The 14,815-nt window shown below is 63.7% G+C and carries 7 protein-coding genes, 3 rRNA genes and 1 pseudogene; all 11 read right to left on the reverse strand.

The window, feature by feature from the left end; genetic code table 11:
- Position 1: 1 nt before the first annotated feature.
- Positions 2–641 (reverse strand): annotated as a pseudogene (locus AC5JOC_RS12180) (NUDIX domain-containing protein).
- Entirely contained in the window at positions 634–2,328 is a 1,695-nt protein-coding gene (gene pyrG / locus AC5JOC_RS12185; RefSeq protein ID WP_194718987.1) for a CTP synthase, read from the reverse strand. The pseudogene AC5JOC_RS12180 and the gene pyrG overlap by 8 nt, the downstream one beginning before the upstream one ends.
- Positions 2,329–2,414: 86 nt before the next feature.
- Entirely contained in the window at positions 2,415–4,112 is a 1,698-nt protein-coding gene (gene recN, locus AC5JOC_RS12190) for a DNA repair protein RecN (RefSeq protein WP_124769479.1), read from the reverse strand.
- A complete protein-coding gene (locus tag AC5JOC_RS12195) occupies positions 4,109–5,119 on the reverse strand; it encodes an NAD kinase (RefSeq protein ID WP_079706105.1) in 1,011 nt (336 codons plus the stop codon). The genes recN and AC5JOC_RS12195 overlap by 4 nt, the downstream gene beginning before the upstream one ends.
- Positions 5,120–5,123: 4 nt before the next feature.
- A complete protein-coding gene (locus AC5JOC_RS12200; RefSeq protein WP_494246483.1) occupies positions 5,124–5,975 on the reverse strand; it encodes a TlyA family RNA methyltransferase in 852 nt (283 codons plus the stop codon).
- A gap of 3 nt (positions 5,976–5,978) precedes the next feature.
- Positions 5,979–6,137, reverse strand: a complete 159-nt coding sequence (locus tag AC5JOC_RS12205) for a hypothetical protein (protein ID WP_162852287.1) — start codon at positions 6,135–6,137, stop codon at positions 5,979–5,981.
- A gap of 91 nt (positions 6,138–6,228) precedes the next feature.
- Positions 6,229–7,305 (reverse strand): HAD-IIA family hydrolase, encoded by a 1,077-nt coding sequence (locus AC5JOC_RS12210; RefSeq protein ID WP_079706107.1) that lies wholly within the window; start codon positions 7,303–7,305, stop codon positions 6,229–6,231.
- A complete protein-coding gene (locus AC5JOC_RS12215; RefSeq protein ID WP_244175508.1) occupies positions 7,235–7,903 on the reverse strand; it encodes a hypothetical protein in 669 nt (222 codons plus the stop codon). Before AC5JOC_RS12215 ends, AC5JOC_RS12210 begins: the two co-directional genes overlap by 71 nt.
- 984 nt (positions 7,904–8,887) lie before the next feature.
- Positions 8,888–9,004 (reverse strand): 5S ribosomal RNA (rrf, locus tag AC5JOC_RS12220).
- Between the two features lie 136 nt (positions 9,005–9,140).
- Positions 9,141–12,258, reverse strand: a 23S ribosomal RNA gene (locus tag AC5JOC_RS12225).
- Positions 12,259–12,710: 452 nt separating this feature from the next.
- Positions 12,711–14,231, reverse strand: a 16S ribosomal RNA gene (locus tag AC5JOC_RS12230).
- Together the 16S, 23S and 5S rRNA genes form the textbook arrangement of a ribosomal RNA operon.
- Between the last annotated feature and the right edge of the window lie 584 nt (positions 14,232–14,815).

Below are 14,815 nucleotides of genomic sequence, written 5' to 3' on the forward strand. Positions count from 1 at the left end.
CTCAGGCTCCGCCCGGCCCGATCGTGGAGTCGCCGCTGTCGCGCAGCGTCGACCACCCGCGATCGCGAGCCGCAGCGGCCGTGAGGACGCCGAGCATCAGGATCGAGTTGTGGAGCCGGCCGTCGAGCACCGCGGCCACGGCGTCGTCGAGGGGCACCCACTCCACGAGGATGTCCGCCTCCTCCTCAGCACGGGCGAAGGCCTCGGCGGTCGCGGTGAGGTCGCGCGCGAGGTAGATGCGGATCGACTCGTTGCTGCCACCGGGCGTCGTGTAGAACTCCGTCAGCAGCTGGAGCGAACCGGCGACGAGGTCGGCCTCCTCCTCCAGCTCGCGACCCGCGGCCACGGCCGGGTCCTCCCCCGCGATGTCGAGCAGGCCGGCCGGCAGCTCCCAGTCGCGCTCACCGATCGGGTGGCGGTACTGCTGGATGAGCAGGACGCGCTCGTCGGCGTCGAGCGCCAGCACCGCGACCGCACCGGTGTGGTCGACGAACTCGCGCACGACCTCGCCGTCGCCGTAGCGGAACGTCTCCCTGACGGATGTCCCACACCTTGCCCGCGAACGCGCGCTCGGAGGACACCACCTCGACGGGGTGCGGCTCGTCGCGCAACGACGCGGCGTCGCCGATCGACTCAACCATTGGCGACGTCGAACAGGCGGCTCGCCTGCTGGCGCTCGAGCGAAGCACCGACGAGGCCGGCGAACAGCGGGTGCGCGTGGTTCGGGCGCGACCGCAGCTCGGGGTGCGCCTGCGTCGCGACGTAGAACGGGTGCACCTCGCGCGGCAGCTCGACGTACTCGACCAGCGTGCCGTCGGGCGACAGACCGGAGAACTGGAGGCCGGCGTCCGCGATCTGCTGGCGGTAGCCGTTGTTCACCTCGTAGCGGTGACGGTGACGCTCGGACACCTCGTCCGCACCGTACAGCTCGGCGACGATCGAGCCCTCGTCGAGCTTCGCCGCGTACAGACCGAGGCGCATCGTGCCGCCGAGGTCGCCGCCCGCGATGATCTCGACCTGCTCGGCCATCGTCGCGATGACGGGGAACTGCGTGTCGGGGTCGAACTCGGAGGAGCTGGCGCCCTCGAGCCCGACGACGTTCCTGGCGTACTCGATGACCATGCACTGCAGGCCGAGGCACAGGCCGAGCACCGGGATGCCGTTCTCGCGGGCGAACTTCAGGGCGCCGAGCTTGCCCTCGATGCCGCGGATGCCGAAGCCACCGGGGACGCAGATGCCGTCGACGTCGGCGAGCGCCTTGATCGCTCCCTCGACGGTCTCGCAGTCGTCGGACGGGATCCAACGGATGCTGACCTTGGTGTCGTGGGCGAAGCCGCCGGCCTTGAGCGCCTCGGTCACCGACAGGTAGGCGTCGGGCAGGTCGATGTACTTGCCGACGAGGCCGATGGTGACGGCGTGCTTCGGGTGGTGGACGGCCTCGAGGAGGTCGGCCCAGCCGCTCCAGTCGACCTCGTTGGTGACGAGACCCAGGCGGTCGGCGATGTACGCGTCGAGGCCCTGGTCGTTCAGCATGGTGGGGATGTCGTAGATGCTCGGGACGTCGACCGCGTTCACGACCGCGTCCTCGTCGACGTCGCACATGAGCGCGATCTTGCGCTTGTTGCTCTCGGTCACCGGGCGGTCGCTGCGGAGCACGAGTGCGTCGGGCTGGATGCCGATGGACCGGAGGGCCGCGACCGAGTGCTGCGTCGGCTTCGTCTTCTGCTCACCGGAGGCGCCCATGTACGGCACGAGGGACACGTGGACGAAGAACACGTTGTTCCGGCCGAGCTCGTGGCGGATCTGGCGAGCCGACTCGATGAACGGCTGCGACTCGATGTCGCCGACCGTGCCACCGATCTCGGTGATGATCACGTCGGGCTGGGGCGTCTCGGACGCCTGGAGGCGCATGCGGCGCTTGATCTCGTCCGTGATGTGCGGGATCACCTGCACGGTGTCGCCGAGGTACTCGCCGCGACGCTCCTTGGCGATGACGGTCGAGTAGATCTGACCGGTCGTCACGTTCGCGGCCTGGCTCAGCTCGATGTCGAGGAACCGCTCGTAGTGGCCGATGTCGAGGTCGGTCTCGGCGCCGTCGTCGGTCACGAAGACCTCGCCGTGCTGGAACGGGTTCATCGTGCCCGGGTCGACGTTGAGGTAGGGGTCGAGCTTCTGCATGACCACTCGGAGCCCGCGCGCCGTCAGCAGGTTGCCGAGGCTGGCTGCGGTGAGCCCCTTGCCCAACGAAGAAACGACACCACCAGTCACGAAGATGTGCTTGGTCGTGCCGTTGGAGCCCGAGACGATGCCGTCGATCGGAGAGTTCAGGTTGCCCGCTTCAGAAGTATTCACCACGGGCTTTTATCCTACCATCCAGTTCGGGTTCATGTGTCGCTTCCTTCGCGGTCGCATCGTCAGGAGGCTGCGAGGGCGAGCAGTTCGCGGGCGTGGGCGAGGCCGCTGTCGGACTCCGCGAGCCCGGAGAGCAGCCGCGCCATCTCCGCCTCCCGCTCGGCGCCGACGAGCTGGCGCACACTCGAGGCCGTCACCGAACCGTCGCCGCCCTTGACCACGCTCAGGTGGTTGTTGGCGAAGGCCGCGACCTGCGCGAGGTGGGTGACGACGATCACCTGCGAGCGCTCGGCGAGGGCCGCGAGGCGACGCCCGATCTCGATCGCCGCGGCTCCGCCGACACCGGCGTCGACCTCGTCGAACACGAAGGTGGGCACGGGGTCCGCACCGGCGATGACGACCTCGAGGGCGAGCATCACGCGGGACAGCTCTCCGCCCGAGGCGCCCTTGCCGAGTGGTCGGGGCTCTGCACCGGCGTGCGGCCGGAGGAGGAAGGCGATCACGTCCTTGCCGTGCAGCGTGAGGTCGTCGCGATCGGACACCTCGACGACGAGCTCCGCCTCGGCCATGGCGAGCGAGCGCAGTTCCGCGCTCGCGGCTGCGCCGAGTCGAGCGGCGGCTTCGACCCGGACGGCGCTCAACGTCGCGGCGGCGGCGTCGACCTCCCCGGACAGTCGTTCGACGTCGCCCTCGAGCTGGGTGATGCGGTCGGAGTCGCCGTCGAGTTCCATCAGGCGGGTGCTGCCCGTCTCGAGCAGGTGCAGGACGTCCTCGGGCGACGGACCGTACTTCCTGGCGAGCGTCGCGAGGGTCGCGCGGCGCTCCTGGACGACCTCGAGTTCGCGAGCGCCGTCCTCGTCGAGTCCGGCGAGGTAGCTCGAGAGCTCGGCGGCGATCTCAGCAGCCAGGTAGCTCGCGTTGGCGACACTCGCGGCGATCGCGCCGAGGGCGGGATCGTGCACCGAGGCCCGGTCGAGCTGCCGCCGCGCGCCTTCGAGCAGTCCGACGACGTCGCTCTCCTCGCCGGCCTCGGCCGAGACGAGCTCTCGGGCGCCGGCCGCCGAGAGGCGGAGCTCTTCGAGGTTCGTCAGTCGATCTGCGCGCTCGGCGAGCTCGGCGTCCTCGCCGGGCTGTGGGTCGGCCTGCTCGATCTCGGCGAGCGCGACGCGCAGCTGCTCGGCCTCGAGGAGTCGCGTGTCGCGCTCGTTCGTCAGGGTCTCGAGTTCCGTCCGCAGCTCCAGGAGCTCCGTGTAGCACCGCTGGTAGTCGCCGAGAGCACGCTGGAGCGGTTCGCCGGCGAAGCGGTCCAGGGCGTCCCGCTGGGCCGGCGCGGCCCGCAGTCGGATCTGATCGGACTGCCCATGCACGACGACGAGCTGCTCGCCGAGTTCGGAGAGGATCCCGATGGGGGCCGTGCGGCCACCGACGATCGCGCGGCCGCGGCCCTCGGCGGTCACGATCCGACCGAGCAGCAGCTCTGCGGCATCACCCGCGGGATCGAGGTCTCCCCCGGCCTCGCGGACGCGCTCGGCGACCGCGCCGTCGCCCGGCACCAACCAGCGTCCTTGGACACTCGTCTGCTTCTGGCCCGCTCGCACGACGCCGCTGTCCGACCGCTGTCCGAGGAGCAGCCCGAGGGCGGTGACGACCATCGTCTTGCCTGCGCCGGTCTCGCCCGTCACGGCGGTGAAGCCGGGACCGAGCGGGAGTGTCCCGGACGCGATCACGCCGAGGTCGCGGATCTCGATCTCCTCGATCATGCGGTGCCCTCCTGATCGCTGTGGTGTCGGGTGGCCGTGGAGGCCGGGAGGTGGATCGTGCCGGTCATCGGCTCCTCGCGTCCGACGGGGCCACGCCAACCGGTGACCGGTAGCCGGAACTTGTTGACGAGTCGATCGGTGAAGGTGCTCTCGTGGAGGCGTGCGAGGCGGACCGGCACCGAGGAGCGTCTGACGACCACCCGGGCGCCCGGCTGGAGGTCCTTGGCCCGGCGTCCGTCGCACCAGAGCACGCCGAGGCCGTCGGTGCGTTCCAGCACCTCGACGGCGAGGGACGACTCGGGGCCGACCACGAGCGGCTTCGCGAACAGGGCGTGCGCGCTGAGCGGGACGAGGGTGATGGCCTCCACCGACGGCCACACGACCGGGCCGCCGGCCGAGAAGTTGTAGGCGGTGGAGCCGGTCGGCGTCGAGATGACCACCCCGTCGCACCCGAAGGAGGAGAGCGGACGCTGATCGACCTCGATCACGACCTCGAGCATGCGCTCCCGGCTCGCCTTCTCGACCGTGGCCTCGTTGAGCGCCCACGTCTCGTAGACGACCTCCGCGCCGACCTTGACCCGGACGGAGAGCGTCATGCGCTCCTCCACGAAGTAGTCGCGACGCACGACCCGTTCGACCGTCTCGGCGAGGTCGTCGCGCTCGCTCTCGGCGAGGAAGCCGATGTGGCCGAGGTTCACCCCGAGCAGCGGCGCCGCCGATCCTCGCGTGACCTCGGCCGCTCGCAGGATCGTGCCGTCGCCGCCGAGGACGATCGCCAGTTCGATGTCGCCGAGGGAGACCTCCTCGTCGAGGATGGAGACGACGTCGAGATCCGGGTCGACGGCGATGAGGTCGGCCCGCTCCAGCGCGCTGAGGACCGGGCGGACGCCCGCCTCCAGGAGCAGCCTGGACACGAGCACGGCGGCATCGCGTGAGTCGTCGCGACCGGTGTGCGCGACGACCAGGATGTTCCGCGCCGCGACCGCAGGATCGGTGGAATGTGCCATCGGGTTACGCTCCAGCCATCGAGGTGATCTGCTGCATCCATTCTGTCGGATTGGTTCCGTGCTCCGCCGATATCCACACCACGTACTCGCGGTTGCCGTGGGTGCCGACGATCGGCGACGGGATGAGCCCGGCCGTCCCGAGCCCGAGGTCCCAGGCCGCCCACAGGACGCCTGCGACGGCGTCGGCACGGAGCGCGGGATCGGTGACGACGCCCTCACGGACGCCACCACGACCGACCTCGAACTGCGGTTTGACGAGCAGGACGAGTTCCGCCGGTGACGCGACGACCGACACGAGTGCCGGGAGCACCTGCGTGAGGGAGATGAACGAGAGGTCGCCGACCACGAGCGACGGACGCTCGTCCAGACCGGTGAGGTCGCTCAGCTGCTCCGGCGTCAGGAAGCGGACGTTGCACCCCTCCACGACCTGCACCCGCTCGTCTGCTCGGAGCTGCGGCACGAGCTGGTCGTGCCCGACGTCGAGGGCGATCACCCGACGCGCTCCACGCTCGAGCAGGACCTGGGTGAATCCGCCGGTGGAGGCGCCGGCGTCGAGGACGAGTGCGTCGTCGACGACGACCGGGAAGGCGTCCAGGGCGGCGAGCAACTTGTGGGCGGCGCGACTCACGTAGTGGTCGGCGCCGGCGACGACGACGCGAGCATCCGGGTGGACCCGGTGGGAGGCTTTGACGATCGTGCGGTCGTCGACACTCACGAGGCCGTCGGCGATGAGCTGGGCCGCATGGGTCCTGGAGCGGGCGAGTCCTCGCGCGGCGAGGGCGGCGTCGAGGCGGGCGGGCTGCGCGGCGCCGTCCGGCGAATCGGCTGCAGCCGGCGGTTCGGGTGTGTTCTCCATGCGCTACGCCGAGGTCTTCGGCGAGTCGCTCCCCTCGAGCGTCGCCCGCAGTTCGTCGACGAGCTGGCTGTATGCGGCGGCCCGCTCCTCGAGCGGCTGCTCGTCGATGAGGTGGACGCGGGACACGAGGCCGTCGGTCGGGTGCTCCGGTTCGTTCGTCACAGGGCAACCCTACCGGCCGCCGCCGTCGCCGCCCCCGGGAACCGCTGTGGGCGAACACCCGTGGTGAACCGCGCCTCCCGAGGGGTGGGCATCACTCCGCGTACAGGCGCTCCGGGACGTTGAGCCCGTAGATGGCACGGCCGGACGCCCAGATCGCGGCGCACGCGGCACGCAACAGGTCGATCCGGGACGGGCCGTCGGACTCCACCACGACGTCGTTCCCACGGATCCGCACCGTGGCCGCACCGACCGTCGCCGCCTTGCCGTCGCGCGACATGGTGGTGGCCGGATACGGCTCGTGCAGCTGCCGCAGGTCCTCGAGGATGAAGGTCGGCCGGGAGTGCTGGTCGGCCGCGAGGACGTGCTTGGCCCGATCGATGCCGGTCAGGACGAGAGCTGACGCGATCCCGGCGCGGTTCGCGCCGAGGATGTCGGTGTCGAGTCGGTCGCCGATGAAGAGCGGCTTCGATGCGCCGAAACGCACCTTCGCCTCGTCGAAGATCGGTACCTCCGGCTTCCCGGCGACGGTCGCCAGACGGCCGACCGCCGTGTGGACGGCCGACACCAGCGTGCCGTTTCCCGGAGCGATCCCGCGAGCCTGCGGGATGGTCCAGTCCGTGTTCGTCGCGACCCACGGCAGCTCGGAACCGTCGGCGGTCGGCGTCTGCAGCGCGAACGCCGCTTCGGCCAGCTGCGACCAGCCGACCTCGGGAGCGAAGCCCTGGATCACCGCAGCCGGCGAGTCCTCAGCGGAGCGGGTGACGACGAAGCCACCCTTCTCGACCTCGTCGACGAGCCCGGCGCCACCGACGACCAGGATCGTCGACCCGGCGGGCACCAGGCCGGCCAGCAGTCGGACCGCGGCCTGTGGGCTCGTGACGACCTCTGCCGGCGCGACACTGAGGCCGAGGTCGGTCAGGTGCTGCGCGACGGAGGCGTCCGTCCGGGAGGCGTTGTTCGTGATGTATCCGACGCGAACGTGCTCCGCCGCCAGGTTCAGCGACTCGACTGCGTGCGGGATCGGGTTCGGGCCGGCGTAGACCACGCCGTCCAGATCCGCGAGGACCACGTCGACGCCGTCGAGCGGGGTCACGGGCTTAGGCCTTCTCGTCAGCAGCGGACTCACCGGACGGCTCCTCCCCGGGCTGATCGTCGGATTCAGGGGCATCAGCCGTGGGCGACTCGGGTTCGTCGTCGAACTCGAGGAACTCCTCCACGACCACCATCGTCTCGCCCTCGTCGTCCGCAGCGGACTGCTCGAGCGCTTCGGAGGCGATCATCGCCCGGTCGTGCCAGACGGCCGCCTCCTCCTCACGGCCGAGGACCTCGAGGGTCTCGGCGTACGCGTTGAACAGCGCCGGGCTGTAGGAGAACGCACGCTTCGGGTCGAGCTGTGGGATCTGGAGCTCGAGCAGCGCGTCCTCGGTCTGCCCGAGGTCGAGCCGGGCACCCGACATCGCGATCGCGAGGGCGACGCGGACCGGCACGTCGAGGGTCGAGCGATCGACGGACCGTCCGAGTTCCAAGGCACGCTCCGGTCGGCCGACGCCGCGTTCACTGTCGACCATGAGCGGCAGCTGGTCGTCCTTGCCGGAGATACGGCGATAGGTCCGCAGCTCGCGAAGCGCGAGGGCGTAGTCGCCGGTCTCGTACGCGGTGATGGCGAGGGTCTCGCGGACCATCGCGATCCGGCCGGCCCGACGGGCAGCGGACATCGCGTGGAGGTGGGCCAACGCAGGATCGCTGTCGATCAGTCGCGCCGCCATCGCCAAGTGCTGCGCGACGCCGTCGGCGTTCTCCTTGCTCAGGGTCTTCAGCTCGTTCCGCGCACCCTTGTCGAGGTCCTGCGGCGTGACGTCGTCAGGGATCTCCGGGTCGTCGTGACGCGGACGGATCGACTTGAGCTCGAACGCGATGCGCTCTTCCTCGGTCAGCTCGCGCTCGCGTCGGAACGCGTCGCGGTCGCCGCGGGCCGGAGCGCCATCGCGCGTCCACAGCTCGCGTCCACCGCTGTCGCGCCCGCGGTCGGGACGGCCACCACGCTCAGAGGAGTGTCCACGGTCGGTCCGGTTTCCGCGGTCCTGACGATCGCCGGAGGACGGACGGTCACCGCTCCGTGCGGGACGGTCGGACCGCTGCGGACGATCCCCCGACGACGGACGATCCTGCTGCCAGGCGGGACGGTCCGAGCGTTGCGGACGATCGCCGGACGCTGGCCGATCCTTCTGCCAAGCCGGGCGGTCCGAACGCTGCGGTCGATCTCCGGATGACGGACGGTCACCACTGCGCGCGGGACGGTCCGAGCGCTGCGGACGGTCCCCGGACGCCGGGCGATCTTTCTGCCAAGCCGGACGATCCGAACGCTGCGGACGGTCCCCTGATGACGGACGGTCACCGCTGCGTGATGGACGGTCGGATCGCTGCGGACGATCCGTGCGTGGACGATCGCTCCTGGGCGCATCGGACCGCTGCGGGCGGTCGGTGCCACGAGCGCGATCATCGCGCCGTGGAGCACCACCGTTCCCACGGTTGTCACCGGAAGATCTCGGAGGACGTCGCTCACCCTTGTCGGGCTGGTCTGCTGACTGGTCACTCACGATGATCTCCACGGTGCTCGGACGCCGTCACCCGGCGTCAACCTACTGTTGAATTCTTGTCCCACGGTACCCGTGAAACGACGACTTCACGCACAAAGCGTGTTAACGCAAAATGGCCACCCAAGAACCTTGGGTGGCCATTTCAACGAAGAAGTCCGGCGGTGTCCTACTCTCCCACAGGGTCCCCCCTGCAGTACCATCGGCGCAAAGAGTCTTAGCTTCCGGGTTCGGAATGTGACCGGGCGTTTCCCTCTCGCTATGGCCGCCGAAACACTATTGATGTATCAAAGTGAACAAGCAAACCAACACGCTGTGCGAACACAGTGGTGTTGTTTGCGGGTTCTCGACCGTACATCGAGAACCACTCAGTGGACGCGTAGCATCTTCGTATTCAAACAAAGAAAGTGTTATCAAATTATCGGCTTATTAGTACCGGTCAGCTCCGAGAGTCTTTCGTCCTCTCTTCCACATCCGGCCTATCAACCCAGTAGTCTGGCTGGGAGCCTCTCGCCCGAAGGCATGGAAATCTCATCTTAAGGCCGGCTTCCCGCTTAGATGCTTTCAGCGGTTATCCATCCCGAACGTAGCTAATCAGCGGTGCTCCTGGCGGAACAACTGACACACCAGAGGTTCGTCCAACCCGGTCCTCTCGTACTAGGGTCAGATCCTTTCAAATTTCCTGCGCGCGCAGCGGATAGGGACCGAACTGTCTCACGACGTTCTAAACCCAGCTCGCGTACCGCTTTAATGGGCGAACAGCCCAACCCTTGGGACCTACTCCAGCCCCAGGATGCGACGAGCCGACATCGAGGTGCCAAACCATGCCGTCGATATGGACTCTTGGGCAAGATCAGCCTGTTATCCCCGAGGTACCTTTTATCCGTTGAGCGACAGCGCTTCCACAAGCCACTGCCGGATCACTAGTCCCGACTTTCGTCCCTGCTCGACTTGTCAGTCTCACAGTCAAGCTCCCTTGTGCACTTACACTCGACACCTGATTGCCAACCAGGTTGAGGGAACCTTTGGGCGCCTCCGTTACTTTTTGGGAGGCAACCGCCCCAGTTAAACTACCCACCAGGCACTGTCCCTGAACCGGATTACGGTTCGAAGTTAGATATCCAGAGTGACCAGAGTGGTATTTCAACAATGACTCCACCTGAACTAGCGTCCAAGCTTCAAAGTCTCCCACCTATCCTACACAAGCCACACCGAACACCAATACCAAGCTGTAGTAAAGGTCACGGGGTCTTTCCGTCCTGCTGCGCGTAACGAGCATCTTTACTCGTAATGCAATTTCGCCGAGTTCGCGGTTGAGACAGCTGGGAAGTCGTTACGCCATTCGTGCAGGTCGGAACTTACCCGACAAGGAATTTCGCTACCTTAGGATGGTTATAGTTACCACCGCCGTTTACTGGGGCTTAAATTCTCAGCTTCGCCTTGCGGCTAACCGTTCCTCTTAACCTTCCAGCACCGGGCAGGCGTCAGTCCGTATACATCGTCTTGCGACTTGGCACGGACCTGTGTTTTTAGTAAACAGTCGCTTCCCACTGGTCTCTGCGGCCTTCAAACGCTTTCGGAGCAAGTCCTAATACGCCTCAGGCCCCCCTTCTCCCGAAGTTACGGGGGCATTTTGCCGAGTTCCTTAACCACGATTCTCTCGATCTCCTTAGTATTCTCTACCTGACCACCTGAGTCGGTTTGGGGTACGGGCCACTAGAACCTCGCGTCGATGCTTTTCTTGGCAGCATAGGATCACCTACTATCCCTTACGGGTCCGTATCGTGTCTCAGCCTTCACGAGAGACGGATTTGCCTATCTCTCAGCCTACGCACTTACACCGGGACAACCATCGCCCGGCATAGGCTACCTTCCTGCGTCACACCTGTTAATACGCTAAACGCACCAGCATGGGGTCGAGCGTTAGACCGGACCCATCATCCCCGAAGGGAATCAGTCGTCCGGGTTAGGACTCTTAGCACCACTGGATTGTCTTGGGCGGTTCTTCGCGGGTACGGGAATATCAACCCGTTGTCCATCGACTACGCCTGTCGGCCTCGCCTTAGGTCCCGACTTACCCAGGGAAGATTAGCTTGACCCTGGAACCCTTGGTCTTTCGGAGGACATGTTTCTCACATGTCTTTCGCTACTCATGCCTGCATTCTCACTCGTGTAGCGTCCACGGCTGGTTTACACCGCCGCTTCACTCGCCACACGACGCTCTCCTACCCATCAATACGGCTGGACCACGAAGGCCTACCAAAAATATCAATGCCACAACTTCGGTGGCGTGCTTGAGCCCCGTTACATTGTCGGCGCGGAATCACTTGACCAGTGAGCTATTACGCACTCTTTCAAGGGTGGCTGCTTCTAAGCCAACCTCCTGGTTGTCTGTGCAACTCCACATCCTTTCCCACTTAGCACGCGCTTTGGGACCTTAGTTGGTGGTCTGGGTTGTTTCCCTCTCGACGATGAAGCTTATCCCCCACCGTCTCACTGCTGCGCTCTCACTTACCGGCATTCGGAGTTTGGCTGACGTCAGTAAGCTTTTGGGCCCCATCGGCCATCCAGTAGCTCTACCTCCGGCAAGAAACACGCAACGCTGCACCTAAATGCATTTCGGAGAGAACCAGCTATCACGAAGTTTGATTGGCCTTTCACCCCTATCCACAGCTCATCCCCTCAGTTTTCAACCTAAGTGGGTTCGGTCCTCCACGACGTCTTACCGTCGCTTCAACCTGGCCATGGATAGATCACTTCGCTTCGGGTCTAGGACATGCGACTGAATCGCCCTATTCAGACTCGCTTTCGCTACGGCTACCCCACACGGGTTAACCTCGCCACATATCGCTAACTCGCAGGCTCATTCTTCAAAAGGCACGCTGTCACACCAACAAGGGTGCTCCAACGGTTTGTAAGCAAACGGTTTCAGGTACTATTTCACTCCCCTCCCGGGGTACTTTTCACCTTTCCCTCACGGTACTTGTCCGCTATCGGTCATCTGGGAGTATTTAGGCTTATCAGGTGGTCCTGACAGATTCACACGGGATTTCTCGGGCCCCGTGCTACTTGGGATACTCCTCGCACGATTGCAGCATTTCGACTACCGGGCTGGCACCGTCTCTGGCTGGGCTTTCAATCCCATTCGTCTATACCACGTTCTAATGCTCCCCGAATATCAGTTCGGAGTGAGAAGTCCCACAACCCCGGACATGCAACGCCTGATAGCTATCACACATGCCCGGTTTAGCCTCTTCCGATTTCGCTCGCCACTACTGACGGAATCACTGTTGTTTTCTCTTCCTGGGGGTACTGAGATGTTTCACTTCCCCCCGTTCCCTCTACCCGCCCTATATATTCAGGCGGGAGTCACCAGATCACCACAAGGGGCCTGGCGGGGTTTCCCCATTCGGAAATCCTCGGATCACAGCTCGTTTATCAGCTCCCCGAGGCTTATCGCAGATTACTACGTCCTTCTTCGGCTCCAGATGCCAAGGCATCCACCGTTTGCTCTTAGAAATTTGAAATCACATGAGTTTGAATCGATCGGCACCAGTTACCTGATGCAGATTGACCAATGATCAACATCACTTCCGAAGAAGCATGTTTTGATCTTTGTGATCCACAACCCCGAAGGGTCATGAATCTAAGATGCTCGCGTCCACTGTGTAGTTCTCAAAGTACGGGCGGTACCTCTCTCCTTGACCATTGATGTCAAGCAAAAGAGGCCCTGAGGTTCGTCCTTCCTCCACCGAAGCGGAGAAGATCCGGTCCCTCAGGACCCAACAGCGTGCATATGCAAACCCTCCAGCCGGCCACCGTTCCAATCTCCCGAAGAAGACGTACTTGCTGGCAGACTCTCACGTCTGCATCAATGTCAATGTTCCACCCATGAGCGCCACCCGAGAACATTCGTCTCAGTGTGACTTGGCAACGTAAACCTCGCTGTATACAGACGAGCGTTGCACATGCTCCTTAGAAAGGAGGTGATCCAGCCGCACCTTCCGGTACGGCTACCTTGTTACGACTTAGTCCTAATTACCGATCCCACCTTAGACAGCTCCATCCTTGCGGTTAGGCCACTGGCTTCGGGTGTTACCGACTTTCATGACTTGACGGGCGGTGTGTACAAGGCCCGGGAACGTATTCACCGCAGCGTTGCTGATCTGCGATTACTAGCGACTCCGACTTCATGAGGTCGAGTTGCAGACCTCAATCCGAACTGGGACCAGCTTTTTGGGATTCGCTCCACCTTACGGTATTGCAGCCCTTTGTACTGGCCATTGTAGCATGCGTGAAGCCCAAGACATAAGGGGCATGATGATTTGACGTCGTCCCCACCTTCCTCCGAGTTGACCCCGGCAGTATCCCATGAGTTCCCACCATTACGTGCTGGCAACATAGAACGAGGGTTGCGCTCGTTGCGGGACTTAACCCAACATCTCACGACACGAGCTGACGACAACCATGCACCACCTGTTTACGAGTGTCCAAAGAGTTGACCATTTCTGGCCCGTTCTCGTATATGTCAAGCCTTGGTAAGGTTCTTCGCGTTGCATCGAATTAATCCGCATGCTCCGCCGCTTGTGCGGGCCCCCGTCAATTCCTTTGAGTTTTAGCCTTGCGGCCGTACTCCCCAGGCGGGGCGCTTAATGCGTTAGCTACGACACGGAAACCGTGGAATGGTCCCCACATCTAGCGCCCAACGTTTACGGGGTGGACTACCAGGGTATCTAAGCCTGTTTGCTCCCCACCCTTTCGCTCCTCAGCGTCAGTAGCGGCCCAGAGATCTGCCTTCGCCATCGGTGTTCCTCCTGATATCTGCGCATTCCACCGCTACACCAGGAATTCCAATCTCCCCTACCGCACTCTAGTCTGCCCGTACCCACTGCAGACCCGAGGTTGAGCCTCGGGATTTCACAGCAGACGCGACAAACCGCCTACGAGCTCTTTACGCCCAATAATTCCGGACAACGCTTGCACCCTACGTATTACCGCGGCTGCTGGCACGTAGTTAGCCGGTGCTTTTTCTGCAGGTACCGTCACTTTCGCTTCTTCCCTGCTAAAAGAGGTTTACAACCCGAAGGCCGTCGTCCCTCACGCGGCGTTGCTGCATCAGGCTTTCGCCCATTGTGCAATATTCCCCACTGCTGCCTCCCGTAGGAGTCTGGGCCGTGTCTCAGTCCCAGTGTGGCCGGTCACCCTCTCAGGCCGGCTACCCGTCGTCGCCTTGGTGAGCCATTACCTCACCAACAAGCTGATAGGCCGCGAGTCCATCCTTGACCAAAATTCTTTCCAGCAACTCACCATGCGGTGGAAGCTCGTATCCGGTATTAGACGTCGTTTCCAACGCTTATCCCAGAGTCAAGGGCAGGTTACTCACGTGTTACTCACCCGTTCGCCACTAATCCACCCAGCAAGCTGGGCTTCATCGTTCGACTTGCATGTGTTAAGCACGCCGCCAGCGTTCGTCCTGAGCCAGGATCAAACTCTCCGTAAATGTTGAATTGCACGACCACCGAAGTGACCGGCACATTTCGCGCACCATGCCACCGGAATAGGTGAACACGATGCAAGTTTGAAACTGACAGAACAAATCATTACTGACTTGCTTTGTTTTGTTTAAATGTTTTCCAAAGGAATCTCTTACAACATCAACCAACCGAAAAGGAAGGCATCAATTGCACGAGGTTTTTGGCATTTGACATTGTGCACGCTGTTGAGTTCTCAAGGATCGGATGCTCCTGCCTTTGGCCATCACGACCGCCCTGCAGGGCAACTTCTCTAACTTACCACTTCTTCGGTTCTTGTCAAGTCGAACCAGGAGCTGATCTGAGTGGACCGGAGTCCGTCTGATCCTCACCGCTTCGATGACCCGAGAGCTGGGAAGTTCCAACCTAGTCTTGAAGTGAGACGATCTCAAGTGTGAGTTTGACTCACGTGGAGATGCTCGGCTTTTGGCTGGGTATCAGTCCCACTTGAGGCCGGGAAGCTCTTCCGCTTCCCGCACCTTTGGGGTGACGAGTGATTACTTTACGCAGACCGCCAGGGGCTGGCAAATCCTCGCTGCATCCCGGGCGTGTC

It is taken from the genome of Plantibacter sp. (assembly GCF_059073635.1).

What these genes read in the sequence shown, in the direction of transcription:
- recN (WP_124769479.1), bottom strand. Translation starts at nt 4,112, where the DNA reads ATGATCGAGGAGATCGAGATCCGCGACCTCGGCGTGATCGCGTCCGGG.
- AC5JOC_RS12195 (WP_079706105.1), bottom strand. Translation starts at nt 5,119, where the DNA reads ATGGCACATTCCACCGATCCTGCGGTCGCGGCGCGGAACATCCTGGTC.
- AC5JOC_RS12200 (WP_494246483.1), bottom strand. Translation starts at nt 5,975, where the DNA reads ATGGAGAACACACCCGAACCGCCGGCTGCAGCCGATTCGCCGGACGGC.
- AC5JOC_RS12210 (WP_079706107.1), bottom strand. Translation starts at nt 7,305, where the DNA reads ATGCCCCTGAATCCGACGATCAGCCCGGGGAGGAGCCGTCCGGTGAGT.
- AC5JOC_RS12215 (WP_244175508.1), bottom strand. Translation starts at nt 7,903, where the DNA reads ATGGCGGCGCGACTGATCGACAGCGATCCTGCGTTGGCCCACCTCCAC.